Source organism: Anaeromyxobacter sp. Fw109-5 (assembly GCF_000017505.1).
GTDB lineage: Bacteria > Myxococcota > Myxococcia > Myxococcales > Anaeromyxobacteraceae > Anaeromyxobacter.
On sequence record NC_009675.1, the window covers coordinates 1073450 to 1096778 of the forward strand.

22 protein-coding genes are annotated in these 23329 nt (G+C 73.2%); 5 read left to right on the top strand and 17 right to left on the bottom strand.

The window, feature by feature from the left end:
• Positions 1-11: 11 nt before the first annotated feature.
• Genes ANAE109_RS04820 through cyoE form a run of 3 tightly spaced genes read right to left on the bottom strand, consistent with a single transcriptional unit; the run spans position 12 to position 3337 of the window.
• Positions 12-443, bottom strand: a complete 432-nt coding sequence (locus ANAE109_RS04820; protein ID WP_011985259.1) for a DUF420 domain-containing protein — start codon at positions 441-443, stop codon at positions 12-14.
• Positions 440-2437, bottom strand: coding sequence for an ABC transporter ATP-binding protein/permease (locus tag ANAE109_RS25685; RefSeq protein ID WP_011985260.1), 1998 nt, complete (start codon positions 2435-2437; stop codon positions 440-442). Before ANAE109_RS25685 ends, ANAE109_RS04820 begins: the two co-directional genes overlap by 4 nt.
• Before the next feature lie 9 nt (positions 2438-2446).
• Positions 2447-3337: a heme o synthase gene (cyoE, locus tag ANAE109_RS04835; protein ID WP_011985261.1), complete on the bottom strand. Its 891-nt coding sequence runs from the start codon at positions 3335-3337 to the stop codon at positions 2447-2449.
• A gap of 185 nt (positions 3338-3522) precedes the next feature.
• Between cyoE and ANAE109_RS04840 the strand changes: the two genes are divergently transcribed.
• Positions 3523-4197, top strand: a complete 675-nt coding sequence (locus ANAE109_RS04840; protein ID WP_011985262.1) for a putative lipoprotein — start codon at positions 3523-3525, stop codon at positions 4195-4197.
• A 61-nt stretch (positions 4198-4258) separates the two neighbouring features.
• Here the strand turns inward: ANAE109_RS04840 and ANAE109_RS04845 are convergent, their stop codons facing one another.
• Positions 4259-4531 carry a TIGR02300 family protein gene (locus ANAE109_RS04845; protein WP_011985263.1) on the bottom strand — a complete coding sequence of 91 codons (273 nt, stop codon included), beginning with the start codon at positions 4529-4531 and terminating at the stop codon, positions 4259-4261.
• Between the two features lie 122 nt (positions 4532-4653).
• Here ANAE109_RS04845 and ttcA point away from each other — a divergent pair, with 122 nt between their 5' ends.
• The 3 genes from ttcA to ANAE109_RS04860 are packed head-to-tail and all read left to right on the top strand — an operon-like array spanning position 4654 to position 7409.
• Complete coding sequence (ttcA, locus tag ANAE109_RS04850) at positions 4654-5526, top strand: tRNA 2-thiocytidine(32) synthetase TtcA (RefSeq protein WP_041448130.1); 873 nt, start codon at positions 4654-4656, stop codon at positions 5524-5526.
• Positions 5523-6203: a deoxyribose-phosphate aldolase gene (deoC, locus tag ANAE109_RS04855; protein WP_011985265.1), complete on the top strand. Its 681-nt coding sequence runs from the start codon at positions 5523-5525 to the stop codon at positions 6201-6203. The genes ttcA and deoC overlap by 4 nt, the downstream gene beginning before the upstream one ends.
• Before the next feature lie 36 nt (positions 6204-6239).
• Positions 6240-7409, top strand: a complete 1170-nt coding sequence (locus ANAE109_RS04860) for a phosphopentomutase (protein WP_011985266.1) — start codon at positions 6240-6242, stop codon at positions 7407-7409.
• Between the two features lie 58 nt (positions 7410-7467).
• Here the strand turns inward: ANAE109_RS04860 and ANAE109_RS04865 are convergent, their stop codons facing one another.
• The 12 genes from ANAE109_RS04865 to ANAE109_RS04920 form a co-directional block, all read right to left on the bottom strand.
• The gene (locus tag ANAE109_RS04865; RefSeq protein WP_011985267.1) at positions 7468-9588 is read right to left on the bottom strand and encodes a S9 family peptidase; all 2121 of its coding nucleotides are present in this window, start codon (positions 9586-9588) and stop codon (positions 7468-7470) included.
• Between the two features lie 164 nt (positions 9589-9752).
• Positions 9753-11081, bottom strand: coding sequence for a multiheme c-type cytochrome (locus ANAE109_RS26050; RefSeq protein ID WP_011985268.1), 1329 nt, complete (start codon positions 11079-11081; stop codon positions 9753-9755).
• Between the two features lie 193 nt (positions 11082-11274).
• On the bottom strand, positions 11275-11547 hold the full coding sequence (locus ANAE109_RS04875) for a hypothetical protein (protein ID WP_011985269.1): 273 nt from the start codon (positions 11545-11547) through the stop codon (positions 11275-11277).
• Positions 11548-11558: 11 nt separating this feature from the next.
• Positions 11559-11762: a hypothetical protein gene (locus tag ANAE109_RS04880; RefSeq protein ID WP_143827899.1), complete on the bottom strand. Its 204-nt coding sequence runs from the start codon at positions 11760-11762 to the stop codon at positions 11559-11561.
• A 148-nt stretch (positions 11763-11910) separates the two neighbouring features.
• Positions 11911-13380, bottom strand: coding sequence for an ammonia-forming cytochrome c nitrite reductase subunit c552 (locus ANAE109_RS04885; protein WP_011985270.1), 1470 nt, complete (start codon positions 13378-13380; stop codon positions 11911-11913).
• Between the two features lie 29 nt (positions 13381-13409).
• Positions 13410-13862, bottom strand: coding sequence for a cytochrome c nitrite reductase small subunit (nrfH, locus tag ANAE109_RS04890; protein ID WP_011985271.1), 453 nt, complete (start codon positions 13860-13862; stop codon positions 13410-13412).
• 276 nt (positions 13863-14138) lie between these two features.
• Entirely contained in the window at positions 14139-14531 is a 393-nt protein-coding gene (locus tag ANAE109_RS04895; RefSeq protein ID WP_011985272.1) for an STAS domain-containing protein, read from the bottom strand.
• The gene (locus ANAE109_RS04900; RefSeq protein ID WP_011985273.1) at positions 14524-15048 is read right to left on the bottom strand and encodes an ATP-binding protein; all 525 of its coding nucleotides are present in this window, start codon (positions 15046-15048) and stop codon (positions 14524-14526) included. Before ANAE109_RS04900 ends, ANAE109_RS04895 begins: the two co-directional genes overlap by 8 nt.
• Positions 15041-16942: a SpoIIE family protein phosphatase gene (locus ANAE109_RS04905; RefSeq protein WP_011985274.1), complete on the bottom strand. Its 1902-nt coding sequence runs from the start codon at positions 16940-16942 to the stop codon at positions 15041-15043. Before ANAE109_RS04905 ends, ANAE109_RS04900 begins: the two co-directional genes overlap by 8 nt.
• Positions 16943-16955: 13 nt before the next feature.
• On the bottom strand, positions 16956-17288 hold the full coding sequence (locus ANAE109_RS04910; RefSeq protein ID WP_011985275.1) for a hypothetical protein: 333 nt from the start codon (positions 17286-17288) through the stop codon (positions 16956-16958).
• Positions 17288-18466: a hypothetical protein gene (locus ANAE109_RS04915; protein WP_011985276.1), complete on the bottom strand. Its 1179-nt coding sequence runs from the start codon at positions 18464-18466 to the stop codon at positions 17288-17290. The genes ANAE109_RS04910 and ANAE109_RS04915 overlap by 1 nt, the downstream gene beginning before the upstream one ends.
• On the bottom strand, positions 18459-18986 hold the full coding sequence (locus ANAE109_RS04920) for a hypothetical protein (RefSeq protein WP_011985277.1): 528 nt from the start codon (positions 18984-18986) through the stop codon (positions 18459-18461). The genes ANAE109_RS04915 and ANAE109_RS04920 overlap by 8 nt, the downstream gene beginning before the upstream one ends.
• Before the next feature lie 228 nt (positions 18987-19214).
• Between ANAE109_RS04920 and ANAE109_RS04925 the strand changes: the two genes are divergently transcribed.
• The gene (locus ANAE109_RS04925; RefSeq protein ID WP_041448132.1) at positions 19215-21581 is read left to right on the top strand and encodes an OmcA/MtrC family decaheme c-type cytochrome; all 2367 of its coding nucleotides are present in this window, start codon (positions 19215-19217) and stop codon (positions 21579-21581) included.
• A 76-nt stretch (positions 21582-21657) separates the two neighbouring features.
• Here the strand turns inward: ANAE109_RS04925 and ANAE109_RS04930 are convergent, their stop codons facing one another.
• A complete protein-coding gene (locus ANAE109_RS04930) occupies positions 21658-23205 on the bottom strand; it encodes an ammonia-forming cytochrome c nitrite reductase subunit c552 (RefSeq protein ID WP_011985279.1) in 1548 nt (515 codons plus the stop codon).
• Positions 23206-23329 lie beyond the last annotated feature (124 nt).

Sequence of the window (23329 nt, forward strand, 5' to 3'; positions counted from 1 at the left end):
CGCGGCCCGCCTCACGGAGGCGAGGGCGCGAGGTGGTACAGCATCACGTAGACGACCACCCCGGTCACCGAGACGTACATCCAGATCGGCAGCGTCACGCGGGCGATGCGGCGGTGGGAGGGGAAGCGCTCCCGCAGGGCCAGGAACAGGGTGCGCAGGACGAGCGGGGCGGCGAGGGCGGCGAGGACCGTGTGGCTCGTCAGGACCGCGAGGTAGACCGCGCGCAGCGCGCCGCCCCCGGGGAAGCGGTGAGTCCCGGTGAGGGCGATCCGGGTGAGATAGCTGACGAGGAACAGCGCCGAGGCGGCGCACGCGGACAGCATGAGCGCGCGATGGCGGCGCTGGTCTCCCCGGCGGATCGCGAGGAAGCCGAGCAGGAGGAGCACGAAGGCGAGCCCGTTGAGCGCGGCGTTCACCGTGGGGAGCGCCTCGGCGAGGGTCATGACCGTGGGGACCTCCGGGTGGCGAGGGCGGCGAGGGCGAGCGCGCCGGCGGCGAAGAGCGCGCAGACGGCGAGATCGCGCGCGGCGGAGCCGGGCAGCGCGCCGGGCGCCGCGGCGCCGCCGAAGGCGCGGCGCGCGGCCGACACGGCGTAGGCGACGGGGTTCGCGTGCATCACCGTGGCGAGCGGGCCGCCGCCCGAGGGCGCGGGGAACATCGCGCCGGACACGACCCAGAGCGGCACGAGCAGCGTCATCTGGATCGCATGGTACCCCTGGACGTTGTCGACACCCCACGCGACCGCGAACCCGAGCGCCGCGAGGGCGATCGCGCAGAGCGCGAGCGCCGCGAGCAGGAGCGGCCACCGGATGGTCAGGTATGGGAAGCCGGCGAGCGGCGCGAGCGCCACGAACAGCGCCGCCTGCGTGAGCGCCACCGCGGCGGAGCCGAGCGTCTTCCCGACGACGAGCGCCCCGCGGGAGCCGGGCGCGGCGAGGACGGACTGGAGGAAGCCGCGGTGCCGGTCCTCGATGACCGAGGCGGTGGTGAAGATGGACGCGAACAGCACCACCATGAGCACCACGCCCGGGAAGAAGTAGGCGAGGTACGGCACCGTCGAGCCGGGCATCCGGAACGTCTCCCCGAAGCCGGAGCCGATCACGAGCCAGAAGATGACCGGCTGGCCCAGGGCGCCGGCGAGGCGGGAGGGCTGCCGGAAGAAGCGGACGAGGTCGCGCCGGGCGAGCACCGCGATCGTCGCGAGGTCGTAGGCGAGGGGGAGCGTCCGTGGGGTCGGGGTCGGGGTCCCTCGACTCCGCGTCTCCGCTCCCGCGGAGACGCTACGCTCGGGACGACCGGCCTCAGGAGATCGGGTCGAGGTCGCGGTCGAGGTCGCGGTCGAGGTCGAGGTCGAGGTCGAGGTCGAGGTCGAGGTCGCGGTCGAGGTCGAGGTCGCGGTCGCGGTCGGGGTCCCTCGACTCCGCGGCTCCGCTCCCGCGGAGACGCTACGCTCGGGATGACCGGCCTCAGGAGATCCGGTCGCGGTCTCCTCCAGCGCCTCCCCCGTGATGGCGAGGTAGGCGTCGGCGAGCGTCGGCCGGCGGAGGGAGATGCTCCGCAGCCGGCCGGCCGGGAACGCCTCGACGAGGCGGGGCACGAGCGCGTGCGCCCCCTCGTGCTCCACGTGGACGCCGTCCGCCCGGACGTGCGCCGCGAGGCCGAGGCGCCGCGTCACCTCCGCCGCGACCGCCTCCGGCTCGTCCGCCTCGATGACCACGAGGTCGCCCGCCACGCGGGCGCGCAGCGCCTCGGGCGTGTCGCAGGCCACGATCTCGCCGCGCGCGAGCACTGCCAGGCGATCGCAGCGCTCCGCCTCGTCCGGCCGGTGCGTGGTGAGCACCACCGTGGTCCCCGCGTCCCGGCGCACCGCGGCGACGCGCGCCCAGAAGGCGCGGAAGGCGGCCGCGTCGAGCCCGGACGTGGGCTCGTCCATGACGAGGAGCGCGGGGCGGTGGATGCGCCCGCGGGCGAGCTCGAGCCTCCGCCGCATCCCGCCCGAGAGCCGCTCCACCGGCTCGCGCGCCCGCTCGGACAGGCCGGCCTCGTCGAGGAGCTCCGCGACGCGCCCGCGCAGCTCGCGCCTGGGCACGCGGTGGAGCGCGCCGGCGAGGCGGAGGTTCTCCTCCGCGGTGAGCTTGCCGTCGAGCCCGGGCTCCTGGAAGACGATCCCCGCCGCGCTGCGGAGGCGTCGCGCCCCGGGGGCGATCTCCACGCCGTCGAGCAGGAACCGGCCTTCGTCCGGCCGGAGCAGGCCGGCGAGGATCGCGAAGAGCGTCGACTTGCCGGCGCCGTTCGGCCCGAGCAGCCCGAAGATCTCCCCCCGCGCGATCTCGAGGGACACGCCGCGGAGCACCTCGCGGTCGCCGCGGCGGACGGCGACCCCGTGGAACGCGAGGCGGGGGATGGCCGGCGTGGCGTCCGCGGCGAGCGCGCGCATCGCGGCGCCTCAGCGTGCGCCGAGGAACAGCGCGACGAAGAGGAGCGTCAGGTAGAGGATGGTCGCGAGGAAGAAGTTCCGCGCCCAGCGCCCCCCCTCGCGGCCGACGCCGGCGAAGGCGTAGCCCGCGAGGGCGACGCCGAGCACCGCCGCGACCGCGCCGTACGAGGGACCCGCGACGCGGAGCGGGACGAGCAGGAGCGACACCGGGACGAGGGCCGCCGCGGTGGCCGCGATCCAGGCGCGGGTGGTGCGCTCCCCGTGCACGATCGAGAAGACGCGCAGCCCGCCGCGGGCGTAGTCGTCCCGCAGGTAGATCGACACGGCCAGGAAGTGCGGGAGCTGCCACGCGAAGAGCAGCGCGAACAGCGCGAGCCCGCCCGCGTCGAGCCGGCCGGTCGCCGCCGTCCAGCCCATGAGCGGCGGGATGGCGCCCGGGACGGCGCCGACCAGCAGCGCGAGCGTCGAGCGCTGCTTCATGGGGGTGTACACCGCGACGTACGTGACGAGCGCCACGAAGGCGAGCGCCGCCGTGAGGGGGTTCGCGACGAGCGCGAGCACCGGCAGGGCGAACACCGGGACCATGATCCCGAGCCCCAGGGCGGTGAACGGGTCCACGCGCCCCGCCGGGAGCGGGCGGTCGCGGGTGCGCCGCATGCGGGCGTCGATCTCCCGCTCCATCCAGCAGTTGAGCGCGTTCGCCGCGCCCACGACCGCCGCGGTCGCGAGGACCGTCAAGGCGGCGCGGGCAGGCGCGACGTGGCCCGGGGCGAGGGCGAGGCCGCCCGCGCTGGTCACGATGACGAGCCCGGACAGGCGCGGCTTGGCGAGGAGGAGGAGGTCCTTCGCGTACTGGAGGGAGGAGGGGCGTGCGCGGGCGGAGGCGGTGGCGATCGTCACGGAGGTCCCGGTCGCATGAGGGCTGTGCAGGCGAGAGGGACCTAGTGAAGGCTCGCGCGGGGGTCAACGTCGCGTTCGGGGGTCGGTTCATCCGTCCGGAGGTGCGCCGCCGCGCCGGTTGCGAGGCGGAGCCGGCGGAGCTATTCGGTGCCCGCCCTTCGCCGAGCCCTCACCCGAGGTCGACCATGCGTCTCCTCCGTCCGCTTCACCTCGCCGCGCTGACCGTCGCCCTGGGCGCGCCCGCGCTCGCCGGAGCGGGCGAGGTGAAGGGCAGGGTGCGCTACGCCGGCACGCCGCCTCCGCCGGCCTCGCAGCCGGTCACCAAGGATCGGGGCGCGTGCGGCGAGTCGGCCCCCGACGAGTCGCTGGTCGTCTCCGGCGGCGGGCTCGCGAACGTGGTCGTCCGCATCGTCGCGCCGGGCGCCCCGGTGGAGCCGCGCGCCCTGACCCTGGACCAGCGCGGCTGCCGGTTCGTGCCGCACGTGCAGGCCGCGCCGGCCGGCTCGACGGTGGCGCTGCTGAACGGGGACCCCATCCTGCACAACGTGCACGGCTGGTCCGGAGTCGCGACCGCGTTCAACGTCCCCATGCCGAACCCCGGCCAGCGCGTGGAGCGGCCGCTGGCGCGCCCCGGGCCGGTTCGGGTGGGCTGCGACGTCCACGCCTGGATGAGCGCGTGGATCCTCGTGGTGGACACGCCCTTCCACGCGGTGAGCGACGCCGAGGGGCGCTTCGCGATCCAGGGGGTGCCCCCCGGTCGCCACACCGCCATCGCGTGGCACGAGCGGATGGGCGAGAGGATCGCCACGGTCGTCGTGCCGGCGACCGGCCCGGCGACCCTGGAGCTCTCGTATCCGTAGGCCGCGCCGGACCGGAGCCCGGTCGCGCGGCCCGGCGGCGGGAGGCTGCTGAAGGAGAGCCCTAGGGCTCGTCTTCCTCGGCGGCGTCCTCGTCGGCCTCCGCCTCCTCGAGGTCCTCCTCGAGCTCGGTCTCGGTCTCGACCTCCTCTGGCTCGGCCACCGGGCGGGCGGCCGCCCGCTGGCGCCGCTCCGAAGGCGGGGGAGCCTTCAGGGCCGGGCTGTCACGCTGGTCCGCGCCGCACTTCGGGCAAAGCGGCTCCAGCTTCTTGAGGTCGTAGAACTTCGTGCCGCACTTGAAGCAGGTGTGCTTGGTGCCCAGGTCCTTCGCAGGCATGCTCCCCTCGTGTTTCCCGACGGAACCCGCGCCTTTATCGCAAGGCCGCCGCCGGCGTCAAAGGAAAATCGGGCCGGGGCCCGGTGCGCGCTCCCCGGCGGCGCTGCTATAGAGTGCGCCCGATGCACGACGTGTCGAAGCTCGAGAAGAGGCTCCTGCGCGCAGCCGCCAACGCGATCCGCGACTTCGAGCTGATCGGCGACGGCGACAGGATCATGGTCGCCGTCTCCGGAGGCAAGGACTCGTACACCCTCCTCCACGTGCTCATGCGGCTGCGCGAGCGCGCCCCCATCGACTTCGACCTCGTGGCGGTGAACCTCGACCAGGGGCAGCCGGGCTACCCCGCCGAGATCGTCGAGCGGCACTTCCAGGCGGTCGGCGTGCCGCACCGCATGCTCTACGCCGACACGTACTCGATCGTGCGTCGCCTCGTCCCGGAGGGGAAGACCACCTGCCCGGTGTGCTCGCGGCTGCGCCGCGGCGTGCTCTACAACGCCGCCGCGGAGATGGGCTGCACCAAGATCGCGCTCGGCCACCACCGCGACGACCTCGTCGAGACCCTGCTGCTCAGCGCGCTCTACTCCGGCGCGCTGAAGAGCATGCCGCCGAAGCTCCGCTCCGACGACGGGCGCAACGTCGTCGTCCGCCCGCTCTGCTACGCGGCGGAGGAGGACATCGCGGCGTTCGCGACCGCGATGCGGTTCCCCATCGTCCCCTGCGACCTGTGCGGCTCGCAGCCGAACCTGCGCCGCAAGCGCGTGAAGGCGCTGCTCGCGGAGCTCTCGGACGAACACCCCGCGGTGAAGGGCAACCTCCTCAACGCGCTCGGTCACGTGGTGCCCTCGCACCTCCTCGATCGCGACCTGCACCGGCTGGTGGCGTCGACGGGCCGGGACCCGTGGCTCGACGGGGACGAGGACGAGGACGGCGGCTGCCTCCAGGGCGAGGTCGCGGACGCCCTCGTCAAGCTCGCCGGCGCGCGGGAGGACGCATGAGGACCGTCGACCCCGCCCGGATCCGCACCCCGCGAGATCTCGCCCCGTTCCTCGACCACACCCTGCTCTCCGCGGGCGCGACCGGCGCGGACGTCGCGCGCGTGTGCGCCGAGGCGCGGGCGTACGGCTTCGCGGGGGTCTGCGTGCACGCGGCGCACGTCCCGGAGGTGCGGCACCTCCTCGCCGACGCGGCCTCGCTGACCATTGCCGTCGTGGACTTCCCGCGCGGCGAGGGGACGCCCGAGGCGCGCGCGGCGGAGGCGGCCGCGGCGGTCGCCGCGGGCGCGCAGGAGATCGACGTCGTGCTCCCGCTGCCGGCGCTGCTCGCCGGCCGGCACGAGGCGGTGCTCGACGACCTGCTCGGCGTCGTGAGCGCGGCGAAGGTCCCGGTGAAGGTGATCCTCGAGACGGCGCGCCTCACGCGCGACCAGCAGGTGGTCGGCGCCGCGCTCTCGCGCAGCGCCGGGGCGGCCTACGTGAAGACCTCGACCGGGTTCGGCGGGGGAGGGGCCACCGTCGAGGACGTGGCGCTCCTGCGCAAGGCCGTCGGGGATGCGCTCGGGGTGAAGGCGTCGGGCGGCGTCCGGACCGCCGCCCAGGCGCTCGCGATGATCCGGGCCGGGGCGAGCCGCGTCGGCGCCTCGGCCTGCGTCGACATCGTCCTCGGCACGTTCTGATCGCTCGCGCGGCGCGCGGCCGGTTAGGATCGGGCCATGGACCGACGCCGCTTCGTCATCCTCGTCGCGGACAGCGTGGGCTGCGGGGCCCTCCCGGACGCGCGCGCCTACGGCGACGAGGGCTCCGACACCCTCGGCAACACGAGCCGCGCCGTGGGGGGCCTCTCCCTCCCGGTGCTCGGACGGATGGGGATCGGTCACCTCACCCCGATCCTGGGCGTGCCCCCGGAGCCCTCGCCGCTGGCCTTCCACGGCCGCATGGCGGAGCGCTCCCAGGGCAAGGACACCATCACCGGTCACTGGGAGATGATGGGCATCGTCCTCTCCGAGCCGCTCGCGCTCTTCCCGCGCGGCTTCCCGCCGGAGATCCTAGATCCCTTCCTCCGCGAGACGGGCCTCCCGGGCGTGCTCGGCAACGTGGCGGCGAGCGGCACCGAGATCATCCGGGAGCTCGGGGAGGAGCACCAGCGGACCGGGATGCCGATCGTCTACACCTCGGCCGACTCGGTGTTCCAGATCGCGGCGCACGAGGAGACGGTGCCGCTCGAGACGCTGTACGCGTGGTGCCGCGTCGCGCGGCGCATCCTCGACCCGTACCGGGTGGCGCGCGTCATCGCCCGCCCGTTCGTCGGCAAGCCCGGCGAGTACGTGCGCACGTACCACCGCAAGGACTTCTCCATCGCGACGCCGGGCCGGACCGTGCTCGAGAAGCTCGTCGACGCCCGGGTGCCGGTGGTCGGGGTCGGCAAGATCCCCGACATCTTCGACCGCAAGGGCATCACGGACGAGCTGCACACGGCGGGGAACGCCGACGGCCTGGCGAAGACGGAGGCGCTCCTCGATCGCGTGGACCACGGGCTCGTCTTCGTGAACCTCGTGGACTTCGACATGCTGTACGGGCACCGGAACGACCCTCAGGGCTACGCCCGGGCGCTGGAGGAGATGGACCGCGCCCTCCCGCGGATCCTCGGCAAGCTCCGCCCGGGAGAGGTCGCCGCCCTGACCGCGGACCACGGCTGCGATCCGACCACCCCGTCCACCGACCACTCCCGCGAGTACGTCCCGCTCGTCGTCCACGCGCCGGGCCGCGGCGGCGGCGCGCTCGGCACGCGCGGCTCGTTCGCGGATCTCGGCGCGACGGTCGCCGACTTCTTCGGGGTACGCCACGAGACCGGCCGGAGCTTCCTCGGCGATCTGGGGCCCTGAGGGCGTCCCGGCGGGCGCCTCTGCGCGAGGCACCGCCGCGGCGAGCCCGGCCCCCGCGTCACCTCCGCCCGGCCGCGGGCGCGGCGCGCCGCGGCGCCTCGACGGTCGCCGGGTCGACCGTGAGCTCCTGGAGGCGCCGCGCCACGGCCGGTGGCATGTCGGCCTGGAAGCGTCCGCCCAGGTGCTTCGCGAGGAACCTCTCGGCGGACGCGAACGCCGCCATGTTGTTGACCGGCCGCTGGAACCCGTGCCCCTCGTCCGGCGCCACGAGGTACTCGACCGGGAAGCCGCGCTCGCGCAGGGCGACGACGATCTGATCGGACTCCGACTTCTTCACCCGCGGATCGTTCGCCCCCTGGACGATCTGCAGCGGGGTGCGGATCGCCGCGACGTGGTTCAACGGCGACTGACGCTCCAGCTGCGCCCTGCCCTCCGGGGTGTTCGGGTCGCCCATGCGCGTGTGGAACACGACGCGTCCGGCCTCCCAGTAAGGCGGGATCGTCTCGAGCAGCGTGATGAGGCTCGACGGCGCGACGATCGCGACGGCCGCGGCGTAGAGGTCGGGCGTGAACGTCACGCCGGCGAGCGTCGCGTAGCCTCCGTAGGAGCCGCCCATGATCCCGACGCGCTTCGGATCCACCGTGCCCTGGGCCACGAGGTGCCGCACGCCCCACGTCAGATCGTCCTGCATCCTGTCGCCCCACTGCCGGTTCCCGGCATCGACGAACCGCTTCCCGTAACCGGTCGAGCCGCGGAAGTTGGGCTGCAGGACTGCGTACCCGCGGTTGGCGAGGAACTGCGCGAGGGGGTGATAGCGCCAGCTGTCGCGCCACCACGGCCCCCCGTGCGGAAGCACGACGAGCGGCAGGGCCTTCGCAGGCACGCCCACGGGGAGGGTGAGGAAGGCGCGGATCTCGAGCCCGTCGGAGGACGGGTACCTGATCGCCTGCATGCGGGCCAGGTCCGCGCGCGGGAGCCGCTCGCGCAGGCGGTACTGCTCCGTCACCTTCTTCGTGGTCCGGTCGAAGAGCTGGACCTCGCCCGGCTCGACGTCCGCCTTCACCGACACGAGCCAGAGCCGGTCGTCCCGGGTCGAAGACTCGATGACGACGTCGCGATCCGGGAAGCGGGCCTGCAGCGCGGCGTGATCCGCCGCGTAGCCGGGGTCCGTCCAGTGGAAGCGCAGCCGCTCGTCGTCGTACACCGTCCCGACGAGCCGGTCGGTCGCCTCCGAGAACACCGGCGCCACGAGGTCCACGCGCCGCTCGGGATCCGACGCGACGACCTCCTCCACCCCGGTCTGGACGTCGAGCAGCGAGAGCCGGACGAGATCGCCGGCCCCGCGATTCGAGACGAGGTACGCCCGCCGGCCGTCCGGGTCGAACCGGACCGCCGAGCAGTCCTCGAGCACCGTGCAGCCGTAGACCTTCTTCATCCCGGCGGGATCGACGCGGAGGATCTCCGTGTCGCCCTGCTCGGTGACCCGCGTGCCGAGCCGCAGCCGGCCGTCCAGGTCGAAGGTCCAGCTCACGAAGCGCTGGTCGTTCCTGCGGAGCAGGGTCCGCTTGCCGGTCGCGATCTCGATCTCGTACAGATCGTGCCACCTGGCGTCCCGATCGTTGAGGCCCACGTACACGATCCCCGGCCGCGCCTTCGGGACCTCGTAGATCTCCGCGCGCACGCCCTTCAGCTCGGTGAGCCCGCGGGCGGGAGGGACCTTCGCTCCCGGGCCGGGCGGCGCCCGCGGATCGACGGCGAAGACGTCGAAGTTCTCGTCGCCGCCGCGGTCCTGCACGAACAGGATGAACCGTGAGTCCCAGCTCCAGAAGTACGCCGGGACCGGCCGCGCGGTGTCGGCGGTGACGGGCTTCGCCTGCTCGAAGGGCGCGTCGACCGGCTTCACCCACACGTTGCGCGTCCCGTCGAGCGGCCTCAGGAACGCGAGCCACGCGCCGTCCGGCGAGAGCCGGGCGCCGGAGATCTCGGGGTCGCCGAAGATGAGCTCGCGGTCGATGATGGGCGGCAGGCCATCGCGCGGTGCGGCGGCAGCCGCGGGCGCTCCGGCCTCCCCGGACGCGGCGTTGGGCGCCGCGCCGGCACCGTCGCGGCGCGCGCCGGCGCAGCCGAGGGCCGCGAGCGCGGCGGCGAGGACGAGCTTCGGGGCGAGGCTTCGGGTCATTGCGGCCTCCGCGGGATCCCGCGGGATCCCGCGGGTTCTAGCGGCTCGGCGGGCCGGCGTCGAGGCGCCCGGACGGGCGGCGATGGGGACCCAGCACCCGGACGCGACGAGGGGAGGCGCCGCGCGGGACGCCTCCCCTCGAGGTCACCTCACGACGGGTGACGCTACCTCTTGGGCTTCGCCGGGGCCGCCGCGGCGTGCTCGCGCCGCAGCGTCGCCGCCTCCGCCTTGATCTCCACGAGGTCGCGCGCCATCTCGCTCCAGCCGTACCAGTTCGCGTAGTCCGGGTTGGCGTGGAAGGCGCCCTGGAACGCGCGCATGCGGTGCTCGAGGAACATGACGAAGAGCTTCTGCTCGATGGGCGTCGGCGCGTCGTGGAACGTGAGGAGGTCCGGGAAGGCGAAGGCGTAGTTCTTCGGCTTGGGGAGGATCCCCTCCTGGTAGAGCCCGGCGATGGCCCGGATCGCCTCCGCCATCGCGTGATCCGCGTCGCGGATCAGCCCGTCGGCCTGCTGGAGCTGGACCTTCGCGAACTCGCCGGAGTGGCACTCGTTGCAGGTCTTCAGCATCTTCGTGCGCTCCGTCTGCCAGGCCTCCTCGGTGAGCCGCGCGACGTCGGCGGCCTTCACGACGTCGAGGCGGCCGGTGGGGTTGCCCGACGGGTCGAGCACGCCGAGGCCCTGCAGGATGGTGATGCGGTCCGCCTTCCACTGCGGGTCGTCCTCGGGGAAGGGCAGGCGGACGGCGAGGAAGCCCCACGCCGTGCGCACCTCGTGGTTCCCCTCCTGCATGTGGCAGGTCTGACAGCTCGGTGCGGCCGAGTGCTCCGGGATCGCGCCGGTCTGCTTGAGGGCGTTCCGCACGCCGTGCTTCGAGCTGCTGTACATCTCCCACTGAGGGTGATCGAAGCCCATGTGGCACGTCTGGCACGCCTCCGGCCGGCGCGCCTCCGCCTTCGAGAACAGGTGGCGCGTGTGGCACGCATCGCAGGACGCGTTGCCGTACGGCCCCGCCACCTTCCGGAGCTCGGCCTGCTCCTCGGGCGTCTTCAGGCCGAGCTTGTGGCATCCGCCGCAGCCCTTCAGGCCCTCCCGGATCGCCATCGGCTGGTAGTGGAAGGTCGGCATGGCCTTCACCGCCGCCCACGCGAAGGCGTGCTTGCCCTTCTTGAACTGCGCGACCTGGGCGTCGTGGCACTGCGCGCAGGTGTCGGGCGTGGGCATCGTCGCCTTGGCGAAGTCGTCCTCGGTCTTGTGCGCGTCGCCGTGACAGGCCGTGCAGTCGACCTCCACCTGCGAGTGCCGCGACAGCTCCCAGTCCTTCACGATGTTCGGGTTGACCTTCGCGTGGCAGGTGACGCACGCGCCCCCGGCGCCCTTCGCCGCGGGCCGGGTCGCCGCGGGCTTCTTCGCGGGGGCGGCGGGCTTCTTCTGCGCCGCGGCGGGGACGGCGAGCACCGCGAGCGCCGCGGCGAGCAGGATGCGAGTCTTCATCGACATGGAACCTCCGTTCAAGGTGGTCGCCGCATGCGGCGACGACGTGGGTGCTGCCGGGCGGCGAGCGGATGCTGACACCGCCCGATCCAGGAGCGCGACGCCTCGCGCGGGGAAACCCAACTGCCCGGGCGCGGCCGGGCGCGGCCGCAGCGGGCGAGCGCTCCGCAGGCTCCGCCGCGACGTCGCGATGTCACCGAGGGTCACGGCCGGCCCTCGCCGCGGGAGCCGCGTCCGGCTCGTCCGCGACGTAGGTCGGGAAGACGCCGACGACCTCGGCGAGGCCGTGCACGAGCCGCTCGGCGAGCGCGTCGAGCGCCGCGCCGTCCGCGCAGGTGACGACCGCGGCGAGCCGGCGGTCCCCGTCGCCGCCTTGCAGCTCGACCCCGGGCTCGTGGAGGAGCCGGGCCGCGACGCGCGGCGCGGCTCCCGGGACGGTCTCGATGACGACGCCGGCGACGATCACGCGCGCGCTCCTCAGGGGGGCTCGAGCCCCGCGGCGGGCGAAGGGCCGTCGCTCCCTGCCGCTTCGACCGGCGACCGGCGCTCGGGGCGAGCGAGGAGCTTGGCCCGCTGCTCCCGGGCGTTCGCGGCGAGCGCCTCGGCGGGCAGGTGGAGCGCGGCGAGCGCCGAGGCGGCGGCGGCGGCCCGAAGGGAGTCACGGTGTCTGGTCGGCATCATCGATCTCGTTCACGTCCGGCGATACGGGCCGCGACAGGGCGAGCGCCGCGCGGGGGCGGCCGACGTGGCCGGGGCGCGGCTCGGGCCAGGGGAGGGACGGGAGCCCCTCCGGGCGCGGCAGGCGACGCGCCCGGAGGGGCCGGCGGCGCTACCTCTTCACCGCGGCGGGCTGCACGGCGGGCGCGGCGCCCGGTGCGGGCGGCGGCGGCGGGATGGTCACCACCGCCACCGTCGGCTCGAAGGACGGATCCCTCAGCGCGAGCTGACCCTGTCGCGAGGCGTCGACCGACTCGAACAGCACGCGGGCTGCCTCCTGAGGCGCGTGGAAGCCGGTCGAGTTCTCCGCCTCCACGAAGTCGAAGAGGAACTGCGCACGGCGCTGGAGGAAGCGCGCCTTCTCGAGGTCGGCGTCTCCCTTGCCCGCCTCCTTCGCGGCCTTGATGTCGCCGATGAGCGCGACGAGCGCGTCGAACGCCTGCTCGCGGAGCTCCATGTGCTTGTCCTGGATCGCCTCGACCCGGGCCTTGAGCTCCTCCTCGGGCCACTTGTGGCAGCCCTGGCAGGCGCGGTTCAGGTTGAGCACCGGGCTGCGCACCCAGTGGTCGGAGACCTTCGTCCCGCCCACGCGCATGTAGGGCATGTGGCAGTCGGCGCAGGCGACGCCCGAGCGGGCGTGGATCCCCTGGTTCCACATCTCGAACTCGGGGTGCTGCGCCTTGAGCGCCGGCGCGCCCGACTCCTTGTGCGTCCAGTCACGGAACCCGACCTCGTCGTAGTACTCGGCGATCTGGTCGGCCTTCATGCCCTTCGACCAGGGGAACGTGAGCCGCTTCTCCGCCCCCTTGAAGTAGTACTCGACGTGGCACTGGCCGCAGACGTAAGCGCGCATCTCCTGGCGCGTCGCCATGGTGTTCGGGTCGTAGTTCTCGATGCCCTGCGAGGCCTTGAACGCGCGGATGCCCTCCATGAACCCGGGGCGGGTCACGCGCAGCGCCATGGTCTTCGAGTCGTGGCAGTCGATGCAGGCGACGGGGTGCTTGAAGTGCTGCTTCGCCTCGGAGTACGGCATCTTGTTGAGGGCCTCGAAGCCCTTGAAGATGTCGCCGTCGCCGAGCTTCTTCATCGGGACGTAGACGGACGCGTGGCACTGCCCGCAGGTGCCGGGCTGCTTAGCGACGACCTGGCGCTGGGTGAAGATCTGGTCGTCGAGCGTGTACGCGTGGCCGCGCTCCTCGCGGAAGTCGGCGGCGAACGCGTAGCCGGCCCACATCGTCTTGAGCCGCGGGTCCGCGTCGGTCTTCGACTGCGAGGTCACCTTCCGCGGGTCCTGCTCGGTGGGCGAGCGCGGGATGGCCTCCGACCCGCCGTACTTCGTGCGGACCATGTCGGTCGTCTTCTTGTAGAGGTCGTACTCGACCGGGAAGTTCTTGCCCCACACCGCGGGGTCCTCCGTGTCGTCGTTCAGCTCCACCACGCGGACGATCGGGTTCTTCGCCTCGCTCTTCTTCTCCGCGATGTTCACGAGGAGCGCGGCGGCGAGGACGGCGGCGAGGGCGAAGGCGCCGGCCACGAGGCCGATGAGGAGCCCGCGCTTCTTCGGGGCGGTTTCGGGGGTCATCTGCGTATCTCCTTGGTGTGGTGAGACGTTCAGCGGAGGTGTCCGACGGAGGGGTGGCAGCGGATGCAGGAGACCTCACCGCCCGCCGTCATCGCGTCGACGACGTCGGCGTGGCAGTGGCGGCACTGGCCCTCGACGACCTCGCGGCTCTCGGGCCGCGCGCGGATCACGTCGGGGAACCCGCCGAGCGTGAAGGCCATCGAGTGGTGGTAGCCGTTGGTCGCCTTGGTCAGGTACTTCCCGACCGGCGTGGCGGGGGTGTGGCAGTCGTTGCAGGTGGCGACCGCGTGGTGGGAGGACTGCTGCCAGCCCTCGAGGTGTCCGGACATCACGTGGCAGTTGGCGCACGTGGCCGGGTCGTTGCCGAGGTACGACGTCCCCTTCGCGTACGCGAAGGCGTAGCCGCCGATGCCCGCCGCGACGCCGAGGGTACCGGCGACGAGGAGCAGCGGCCACGAGAGGAGCGAGCTTCCGATGGGCATGAGGGGCCTCGCGAGCGAGTTGCCCCTCTCCACTTCGCAAGCGGCGCGCCAGCGCCTCCGCGCGGCGCGCGCACGCGTCGACGCGGGTTTGCGCGCGCGGCGGACAGGAACGCGCAGGGCGGTCGGATGCCCCGCCGCAGCGGATCGGATGCCGGCATCCGAGGCGCGCGCAGCCGCGCGAGCGTGATCACCCGGGGGAAAGGCGAACGGCCCGCTCGCCGGGAGGGCGAGCGGGCCGCGTGAGGAGCCGCGCGCGGGGCGCGGCCGGATGCCGCGCTACTCCATGGAGACGCTGTTCACGCCGTAGCAGGACAGCGCGAGGAGGCTCGTGCGCTGCCACTTGCGCGCGGGGTTCGACAGGAAGTGCAGCGAGTAGCGCTTCCCGTCGGGCAGCGCACCGATCCGCTCGATCCAGTGGATGAAGGACTTGAAGCCGGACGAGTTGCAGAACTCGAGCTCGCGCAGGTCGACGCGGACGCGGTGCTGCCCCAGCTTCGCCAGCTCGCCGTGCACGGCGTCCACGAAGGGGTTGAGGATCACCGCGGGGTTGACGGTGCTGATGGTGCCGCGGAACACGACTCGGGGTCCGTCCGCGTCGCTGGCGAGCAGCGCGGAGTACTTGTCGTCCGCGACCTGCAGCGGGTTGGTCGGGACCGGCAACTCAGGCATGGGCTCCTCCGGGAACCTTCAGTGCCGGCGCGCGCAGCGCGCCGGAGGCGTGGACGGTGACGCGGCCACCCGAGCGGCTCAGGGAGAGCTCGAGCTGCGATTCGAAGCGGACCCGCGCGAGGCCGAGGCCTCCGCGCACGGTGGCCGGGGACGTGCTCATCTCGGTGAGGTAGTGCCGGAGCGCGTCCGGCTCGCGGTTCATGCGCGCGATGCGCTCCTCCAGCGCGCGGAACTCGGCCTCGGTGCACCGGTTCGTCACCGCGACCTCGACGCGATCGGCGTCCGGGTCGACCTCCAGGACGAGATCGACCTCCTCGTCGTGCGAGTGCGGCACCGCGTTCTGCATGAGCTCGTGCACGGCGAGCGCGAGCTGCGACTCGCGGTTCGCGGCCACGTCGCACGCGCACGCGCAGAACGACTCGACGAAGCGGCGGATCTCGTCGATGAAGACCCAGGGCGGCTTCATCCGGAGCATGAGGTAGATGGGCTGGCGCGGCTCGGGCTTCCGGTCAGGCATGGGGCTGGCGCCTCAGGACGACTGCGGTCATGTCGTCCGCCTGCGTGGCGGCGAAGGCCTCGACCCTGGAGAAGATCGCGGCGAGCGCCTGCGAGGCGGACGCGGTGTGGACGGCGGGCTCGGAGAGCATCTGGGCGAGGCGGTCCTCGCCGAAGAGGTCGCCCCTCGCGTCCGGCGCCTCGACGACGCCGTCGGTGATGAGGCAGAGCATCTCGCCCGGGCGGACCTCGAACTCGTACTCGCGCGGCTGCACGTGGGGGCCGAGGCCGCACCAGGGCCCGGCGGGCTCGATGACCTCGACCTTCCCGCTGCCGCGGGAGAGGAAGATGGGCTGGTGGGCGCCGGCCGCGACGAAGCGCCCGTCGCCGAGGTGCCGCGCGGCCATGAGGGTGAGGTAGTCGTCGCGCCGCATGCGCTTGCGCACGTTCTCGTGGACGACCCGGTTCACCGCCGCGATGACGCTCTTCGGCGAGAGGCGCGGGTTCTCGGCGATGGCGGCGTACGCGGCGGCCTGCGCCATCATCATGACGAGGCCGGAGTTGATCCCGTGGCCCGAGACGTCGCCGACGAGGACCCAGAAGGTGTCCTCGAACGGCAGCAGGTCGTACAGGTCGCCGCCCACGTCGTCCGCCGGCTTCATGCGCGCGGCGACGTCGTAGCCAGCGAGCGACGGCGCGACGGGGAGGATGGCGGTCTGGATCCGGTGCGCGATCTCCACCTCGCGGCGGAGCGCCTCGGTTCGCTGCAGCTCGTCGCGCGAGCGCTCGACCTCGCTCACCATCACGTTGAACGAGTGGACGAGGTCTCCGAGCTCGTCCCGGTACGCCTCGGGGACGCGGGTGGAGAGATCGCCGCCCGCGACCGCCGACATCGAGCGCGTGATGTCGGTCAGGGGCCGTGAGGCCTGGCGGATCGCGCCCACGCTCGCGAGGCCCGCCGCGGCGAGCACGATCGCGAACATGACGCCGAGGAGGGCGCGGAGCCAGTACAGCCGGCCGTAGGCGTCGGACTCGTGGACAGCCATGAGCGTGCGCCAGCCGGGGACCCCGACGCCGGCGGCGGTCCGCACGGAGAGCACCGGCTCCGAGCCGGCGAGCGCGACGTGCTCGAGCTCGCCGGGAGCGCCCGCCGCCGCCTCCGCCAGGGCGCGCGCCTGCTGGGTGCTCGCGCCCGGCAGCGAGAGCACGAGCGTGAGCCCCTCGTCGGCGACGACGGGCTGGTAGTGGCCGTCGGCCGCGATGCCGCCCAGGAGGCGCGAGAGCGCCTGCGGGGGCATGATCGCGACGACCACCCCCACGAGGTCGGCGGCGAAGTCCTTCACCGGCGCAGCGACCATCACGCCGAGCGCGCGCGCCTCGGTGGGGTCGAGCCGCGAGAGCGGCGCGACCCCGGCGGCGACGCCGTCGCCGAGCTCGGTCGTGGCGTCCAGCGCCGCCTTCACCGGGGCGTCGCCGAGCACCACGCCGCGCAGGCTGGCGACGGGCAAGCCGCGGCGCTCGCCCTCCGCGCCCTCGCGCACCGCGGCGATGATCGCGCCGTCCATGTCGAGGAGCGCCGCCGCCGAGATCGAGCCCCCCTGGTCCTGGATGGTGCGACGCAGGTAGTCCTCGGCGAACTTCGGGTCGCCCGAGTCGATCGTCATCTGCATCGCCTCGGCCTCGGCCCAGCTCCGGACCGCCAGCGCGCGCTCACGCTGGAACCGCACCACCGCGGCCTGGACCTCCTCGGCGCGGGCGGAGAGGTGCGAGTGGATGGCGTCGACGATCACCGAGCGCGCGACGCGCTCGAAGGCGACCGCGGCGACACCGAGGGCGAGCGCGACGAGGACGAGGGTCGCGACGAGGAGCCGGAAACGCAGCGAGCTCTTCGCGCGCTCGGGGACGGAGGAGAACATGGGGACGCCGGGCCTAGCCCAGCCCTTCCTTCTCGGCGCGGAACTTCAGGAACTCGTAGATGCGCTGCGCCTGCTCCTCGTTGATCCCGGAGTTCGGGCGGCGGAGCATCTTCTTCATGTAGCGCTTCCACTGCTGGGAGCTGAAGTGCGAGTTCACGGCGCGCGCCGCCGGGTGGCACTTGTTGCACTTCGAGATGAGCAGGTCGTACTTGCGCTGGTGCTCCTCGGGGTACCCCGAGACGTCCATGGTCCCCGGGCCGAAGTCGCGCGGATCGGGGGGCGCCTTCTCGGGCTCGGCGCCGAGCAGGAGCCCGAGGACGGCGGTGGCGGCGAACGTGACGGGCATCAGAAGGCTCCTCCGAAGCCGAGGTGCATGGAGTTGAAGTCCTGGAACGGCGTCGTGCCCGCGGGCGTCCCGATCATCGTCTCGTCGCTCCAGTACTCCCACGCCAGCTTGACGTAGACCGCCGAGGCCGGCGTCAGCACGAGGCCGGCGGTGTAGCGGACCAGCAGGCTGTCCGGGGTCAGGGGCGTCGGCCCCGGGAGCGGGACGCCGCGACGGCGGAGCTCGTCGTAGCGGTAGACCACGTCGAGGTGGCTGCCGAGGGGGTGCTCGATCTCGGCGTACCAGCCCTCCTTGACGACGAACGGGTCGACGATCGCCCACTTGTACCCGGGCGCGTTCGTGTCGATGTCGGTGCGACGGGCGGCGTACTCGCCGCGCAGCGTGGCCGGGCCGAGCTTCATGGAGGCGTCGGCCCCCACGGCGACGTAGTCCAGCCTGGCGGCGCGATCGTAGCGGCCGCCGGTGGCGGAGGCGCCGACGCTGACGTCGCCGAAGAACCCCTTGCCGTCGGTGGAGAGGGTGAACGAGACCCGCGCGCCCGCCGCGGGCTGGTCGTTGTTGTCGGTGTAGTAGACGGTGCGCAGGGAGGTGAAGTCGAGATCGTTCGCGCCGCGCATGCCGGCCACGCCGTAGAGCCCGTACCAGACCTGCACGCTCTCGCCCAGCCAGGTGACGCCGTACAGGAGCGCGCCCGTGTCGGAGTACGGCTGGGGGATGACGCCGAGGTTCATCTGGCTCTTCTCGCCGTAGGCCATCCGCCCCATGTCGTAGATGAGCGGCGCGGACGCGGTCTTGTGTCCGGACTGATCGACCCGGTTCGCGTATTCACCGAACGGCACGGCGATGCGGCCGACCTGGAGGTTGAACCAGGTCTTCGGCGTGTAGTCGAGGTGGGCGTGCTCGAGGTCGATGCCGTGGCAGCTGAAGCAGGCCTTGGCCGAGAAGGCGAGGTCGTCGTGGATGTCGACCTGCACCTTCAGCGAGGCGTCCGGCGACACGGAGCGCGGCGCGCGGGCGGCCACGTCCTTCCGCTCGATGCCCCAGTAGTCGACGTACACGGACCCGGAGACGATCACGTTGTCTTCGCCGGCGGCGGCCGCGCGCGGGAGCGCGAGCAGGGCGGCGGCCAGGGTGAGCACGGCGGCGGTGGTCCGCCGCTGCGCGCTACGGCTAGTCATTCGGCGCTCCGTTCGCGATCCACGCCTCGATCGCCTGGATTTCGGACTCGTCGAGGACGGCGTCGCCGATCGGCATCGGGCTCGCGACGCCGCCCACCTCGCCGGCGGTGCCGCGGAGCTTCAGGACGAGGTAGCTGTTCTCGGGCTCGAAGGGCTCGACGAGGTTCATCGTCATCTGCAGCGAGGGCGCGCTGACGAGGAAGCCGTACGCGAGGTGCGCGTCGAGCGGCGGGTACTCGCCCCACTCGCCGGCGTGGCAGGACGCGGTGGCGCAGCGCGGCGCGAGGATCTCCTGCGCGAGCGTGGCGAAGCTCTGGGAGGGGCCGGGCGGACCTTCCTGGGCGGGCTTCCGCTCGCCCACGCCGGGCGCGGGCGCGCACGCGACGAGCGCCGCGAGGGCGACGGCGCCGCAGATGCTGTCCAGAGAGCGCGGCCGGCGCCAGTCGCCGCGGCCGAGTCGCATGTCGTCCTCCCCGACGCGGCGGATCTCTTCCGCCGCGAAGTCGGTCCCGGGGCGCATCGTACGTGCCGAGATCCTGTGGGTGTCAACTTCGCGACCGGCGCTCGATGCGCGGCGCTCCGCACCTCGGCGCCGGATCGCGCCGGCCCGGCGCCGCGCGCGCACCTCCGCGCGTCCCACGCGCGCGGCGCGGCGGTCCGCGGAATGTGCCTCCCGGTTGCTTCGTGCTATGGGCGACGAGGTGCGCGCTGCGCGACGGGTCAGCGCGCCGCGCCCGGGAGGCAACGGATGAGCGGCCGGATCACGAAGGGCGCATTCGCCGCGGTGACGCTCGCGCTCGCCGCCTGTCAGCAGGCGCCGAAGCTCGGTGCGCCCGTCGGCGCGCCCCCGCCGACGGGGCCGCACATCGAGCTCAGCGGCGCGCAGGTCGTCGACGGGCGCGTGGTCGCCACCGTCCGGATCTCGCGCGACGGGACGCCGCTCGGGCTCGAGGCGGCGCGCGCGCTCGATCCGGCCTTCACGCTCGCCGCGCTCGGGAAGGGGCCGCTGAACCAGCTCCCGGTGTGGCGGAGCCTCGTGCTCACGGGGGAGCTGCAGCCCGGAGCCGAGAGCCACGGCGCCTGGACGGCGCTGGGCGGCGGGGCGTTCACCTACGCGTTCGCCGAGCCGCTGCCGGCGGGGCACGATCCCGCGGAGACGCTGCGCGTCGGCGTGTGGCTGCGCGCGGTCACGGGGACGGCGCTCACCACCTCCACGACGGACTTCGTCCCGAGCAGCGGGAAGCTCGGCGGACGCGAGCTCGTGCTGGACGCGCGCTGCGGCGACTGCCACGGCACGCTCAGGGCGCACGAGGGCTCGCGCACCGGGACGCGCATCTGCGTGACCTGCCACACCCATCAGCTCGTCGACGCGCAGACGGTCGATCCGGCGGCGCCCGCGGACGCGACGCCGGCGACGAGCCCGAACCCGCTCGAGCTGGGCCGGCTCGTCCACCGCATCCACCGCGGCAAGAACCTCCCCACGCTGTACGCGTCGAGCACCACCGCCGCGGCGCCGCCGATCGGCGCGCAGAGCCCGAAGCCCTTCCTCCCGGGACGGAACGCGCCGGTGCTCGGACGGAAGTTCTCGGTGGTCGGCGAGCAGAGCCGCGAGCGGGTCTTCGGGCAGGTGGTGGCGCGCACCGACAACGGGCAGGCCCCGCGCCTGCTCGCGCGAGGGGTCACGTTCCCGCTCGACTACCGCAGCTGCACCGCGTGCCACGAGGGCGCGGTGGACGCGCCCCGGCTCGACACCGAGATCTCGCGGCGGAGCTGCCAGGGCTGCCACCCCGACGTCTGGTTCGGAGAGGGCGCGCCGCCCGACGCCGTCCACTTCGCTCACTCCGGCGGGCCCAAGGCGGACGACGACGGCTGCGTCACGTGCCACGTGTCGCGGCAGGGCGATCCGGCGGACTGGGTCGACATCAAGGAGGCGCACGTCGCGCCGCCGAAGAGCCCGCGCTTCGACAAGCCGGTGCTGGAGATCGTCGAGGTCAGGAACGCCGCCCCCGGACAGTCCCCGACGATCGTGTTCACCGTGTCCGATCGCAACGGCCCGCTGGAATCGCTCACGACGCCCGCTCCGGCGTACGACGCGACGAGCCCGATCCCCCGCGGCGGGTTCGCCTACCCAGGCTGGTTCGAGGCGACGATCGCCGGCCCTCCGGACCCGGACTTCCGATCCTTCGGCAGCCCCGCGGTCCCGATCAGCGAGCTGGTCCCGGTGGACACCCACGTGAACGCGGAGGGGCGGTTCGAGTACACCTTCACGGCGAAGCTGCCCGCGGACGCGGCCGGCACGTGGGTCGTGGCGCTGGACGCGCGGCGGGCGGGGTACACGCAGCTGTTCGACGCCGCGAGGAACGCCTTCGCCTGGCCCTACACCGGCGAGTCCCTCTACGAGCCGGCGGACACGGCGCTCGTGTGGATCGACCTCGCCGCCGGCGGGACCGGCGGCGGCTCCCCCCAGCCGCGCCGGAGGATCGTCGACGTCGACAAGTGCAACCAGTGCCACGGGCGCGTCGCCTACCACGGGTCGATGCGCACGAACGTGGACTACTGCGCCGCGTGCCACGCGCCGGACCGGAGCGACTGGCACGCGCGCCCGAAGACGGGCGGGGGCGACACCGACCTCGCCGGCACCTACGACGGGGTGGAGGAGCGCTCGATCCACTTCAAGGTGATGATCCACCGGATCCACACGGGCGGACGCTCGGGCACGGCGGAGCTCTCCTCGCTCCGGCCGTACGCGTCGTACGGAAGGTACGGCTTCCGCTTCCGCGACGTCGGCGAGTTCCCGGGCGATCTCTCGCAGTGCACGCTCTGCCATCTCGACGGCACGTACCGCGTCGAGTCGGTCCCGGCGGACGCGCTCCCGACCCTCGCGAACGAGACGGCGACCATCCGCCACGCGGGCTCGAGCGCGCACGGCGAGGACGAGCCGGCCACCCCGCCGATCACCGCGGCGTGCACCTCCTGCCACGCCACCGCGTACGCCATCTCTCACGCCGCGCGCCAGACCGGGAACGGCAAGGAGCAGTGCGCCTCCTGCCACGGCGTCAAGGGCGCCCACTCCGTCGACAAGGTCCACCGCCTCCCGCTGCCGGTCCCGCTGTAGCGACTCCGGAGGAGGAGGAGACCCCGACCGCCAGCGGCGGCCGGGGCCTCCCTGCGTCCACGGGCCGCGCGCCCCGCTACCTCGACGGGCTCTGCGGCTTCGGCGCCGGCGCCGGCGCGGGCCGCGCGTCCGGCGCCGTGCCGGTCGCCTGGCTCGGGCCGGGCTGCGCCGTCGGGATCGACACCACCTTCACGTCGGGCTGGAAGGAGGCGTCGCGGAGCACCAGCTGCCCCTGGCGCGAGAAGTCGATCGACTCGCCGAGGATCCGCAGCGCCTCCTGCGGAGCGTGGAAGCCGGTCGAGTTCTCGGCCTCCACGAAGTCGAGGAAGAACTGCGCGCGCCGCTGGAGGTAGCGCGCGGCGTCGAGCTGCGCCGGCGAGGCCTTGCCGCCTGCCTGCGCCTTCTCGAGGTCGGCGACGAGGCCCATGAGCGCGTCCATGGCGTTGTCGCGCTGCTTGAAGAAGCGGTCCTGCTCCGTGAGGACGCGCTGCTTCAGGGCGTCGGGCTTCACGTCCGCGTGGCACTTCGTGCAGGACGCCTCGACCTTGAGGAGCGGGCTGTTCACCTGGTGATCGGTGATCCGCTCGCCCTTGTACGCGATCTCCGGCATGTGGCAGTCGACGCAGCTCACGCCCGAGCGGCCGTGGATCCCCTGGTTCCACATCTCGAACTCGGGGTGCTGGGCCTTCAGCGCCGGCGCGCCGGTGGTCTTGTGGACCCAGTCCTTGAACTTCACCTCGTCGTAGTACGCGATGATGTCGTCGACCTGGAGGCCCTTCGACCAGGGATAGGTGAGCTGCTTGTCCTCGCCCTTGAAGTAGTACTCCACGTGACACTGTCCGCAGACGAACGCGCGCATCTCCTTCTGGGACGCCTGCGCGTTCACGTCGTAGTTCTTCACGCCCTGCGTCGCCTTGAGCTCGCGGATCCCGTTGATGAACCCGGGGCGCGTCACGCGAAGCGCCATGGTCTCGGGATCGTGGCAGTCGATGCAGGCCACCGGGTGCTCGACGTGCTTGCGCGCCTCCACGTACGGCATGGCGTTCATCTTCCGGAAGCCGGCCTGCAGGTCGCCGTTCCCGAGCTTCCTGTACGGGACGTACACCGAGGCGTGGCACTGCATGCACGAGCCGGGCTGCTTCACGACCGCCTGGCGCTTCGTGAAGGTCTGGTCCTCGAGCATGTACGCGTGGCCGCGCTCCTCGCGGAAGTCGACGCTGAACGCGTAGCCCGCCCACATCGTCTTGAGGCGCGGGTCCTCCTCGATCTTCTCCTGCGACACCACCGAGCGCGGGTCCGCCTCGTCCGGTGTGCGCGGCAGCGCCTCCGACCCGCCGTACTTGGTGCGGATCTGGTCCACGGTCTTCTTGTAGGTCTCGTACTGGAGCGGATACTCCTTGCCCCAGACGGCGGGATCGTCGGTGTCGTCGGTGATCTTCTGTCCGGCGGGCGCGGCCTTCGCGCCGGGAGGCTTCGCGCTCGCGCCGGACTTCTTCCCCTTCGGGGCGGCGCCCGGCTTCGCGGCGTCGGAGCGGGTCTGCGCGTGCGCGAGGGTGGCGCCGGCGCCGAGCAGCGCCGCGAGGGCGATCGCGAAGAAGTGGCTTCGGTGGTTGCGGTGGGTCATCCCGCCCTTTTGCCGGGGGGCGCGGCAATCCGGCGCGCCTTTGCGGGGCTGGCCCGCGTGGGATGGCGTGCAAGCGGGCACTTGCCGGAGGGCCGGGCAGCTGCCGGCGGGCTCGGTCGGGCCT

Coding starts and splice junctions, on each gene's coding strand:
- ttcA (WP_041448130.1), top strand. CDS start 4,654: ATGCACGACGTGTCGAAGCTCGAGAAGAGGCTCCTGCGCGCAGCCGCC.
- ANAE109_RS04925 (WP_041448132.1), top strand. CDS start 19,215: ATGAGCGGCCGGATCACGAAGGGCGCATTCGCCGCGGTGACGCTCGCG.
- ANAE109_RS04895 (WP_011985272.1), bottom strand. CDS start 14,531: ATGCCTGAGTTGCCGGTCCCGACCAACCCGCTGCAGGTCGCGGACGAC.
- ANAE109_RS04865 (WP_011985267.1), bottom strand. CDS start 9,588: ATGACCCGAAGCCTCGCCCCGAAGCTCGTCCTCGCCGCCGCGCTCGCG.
- ANAE109_RS04880 (WP_143827899.1), bottom strand. CDS start 11,762: ATGATGCCGACCAGACACCGTGACTCCCTTCGGGCCGCCGCCGCCGCC.
- deoC (WP_011985265.1), top strand. CDS start 5,523: ATGAGGACCGTCGACCCCGCCCGGATCCGCACCCCGCGAGATCTCGCC.
- ANAE109_RS04915 (WP_011985276.1), bottom strand. CDS start 18,466: ATGACTAGCCGTAGCGCGCAGCGGCGGACCACCGCCGCCGTGCTCACC.
- ANAE109_RS25685 (WP_011985260.1), bottom strand. CDS start 2,437: ATGCGCGCGCTCGCCGCGGACGCCACGCCGGCCATCCCCCGCCTCGCG.
- ANAE109_RS04820 (WP_011985259.1), bottom strand. CDS start 443: ATGACCCTCGCCGAGGCGCTCCCCACGGTGAACGCCGCGCTCAACGGG.
- ANAE109_RS04860 (WP_011985266.1), top strand. CDS start 6,240: ATGGACCGACGCCGCTTCGTCATCCTCGTCGCGGACAGCGTGGGCTGC.
- ANAE109_RS04845 (WP_011985263.1), bottom strand. CDS start 4,531: ATGCCTGCGAAGGACCTGGGCACCAAGCACACCTGCTTCAAGTGCGGC.
- ANAE109_RS04905 (WP_011985274.1), bottom strand. CDS start 16,942: ATGTTCTCCTCCGTCCCCGAGCGCGCGAAGAGCTCGCTGCGTTTCCGG.
- ANAE109_RS04900 (WP_011985273.1), bottom strand. CDS start 15,048: ATGCCTGACCGGAAGCCCGAGCCGCGCCAGCCCATCTACCTCATGCTC.
- nrfH (WP_011985271.1), bottom strand. CDS start 13,862: ATGCCCATCGGAAGCTCGCTCCTCTCGTGGCCGCTGCTCCTCGTCGCC.
- ANAE109_RS04885 (WP_011985270.1), bottom strand. CDS start 13,380: ATGACCCCCGAAACCGCCCCGAAGAAGCGCGGGCTCCTCATCGGCCTC.
- ANAE109_RS04920 (WP_011985277.1), bottom strand. CDS start 18,986: ATGCGCCCCGGGACCGACTTCGCGGCGGAAGAGATCCGCCGCGTCGGG.
- ANAE109_RS04930 (WP_011985279.1), bottom strand. CDS start 23,205: ATGACCCACCGCAACCACCGAAGCCACTTCTTCGCGATCGCCCTCGCG.
- ANAE109_RS04910 (WP_011985275.1), bottom strand. CDS start 17,288: ATGCCCGTCACGTTCGCCGCCACCGCCGTCCTCGGGCTCCTGCTCGGC.
- ANAE109_RS26050 (WP_011985268.1), bottom strand. CDS start 11,081: ATGAAGACTCGCATCCTGCTCGCCGCGGCGCTCGCGGTGCTCGCCGTC.
- ANAE109_RS04840 (WP_011985262.1), top strand. CDS start 3,523: ATGCGTCTCCTCCGTCCGCTTCACCTCGCCGCGCTGACCGTCGCCCTG.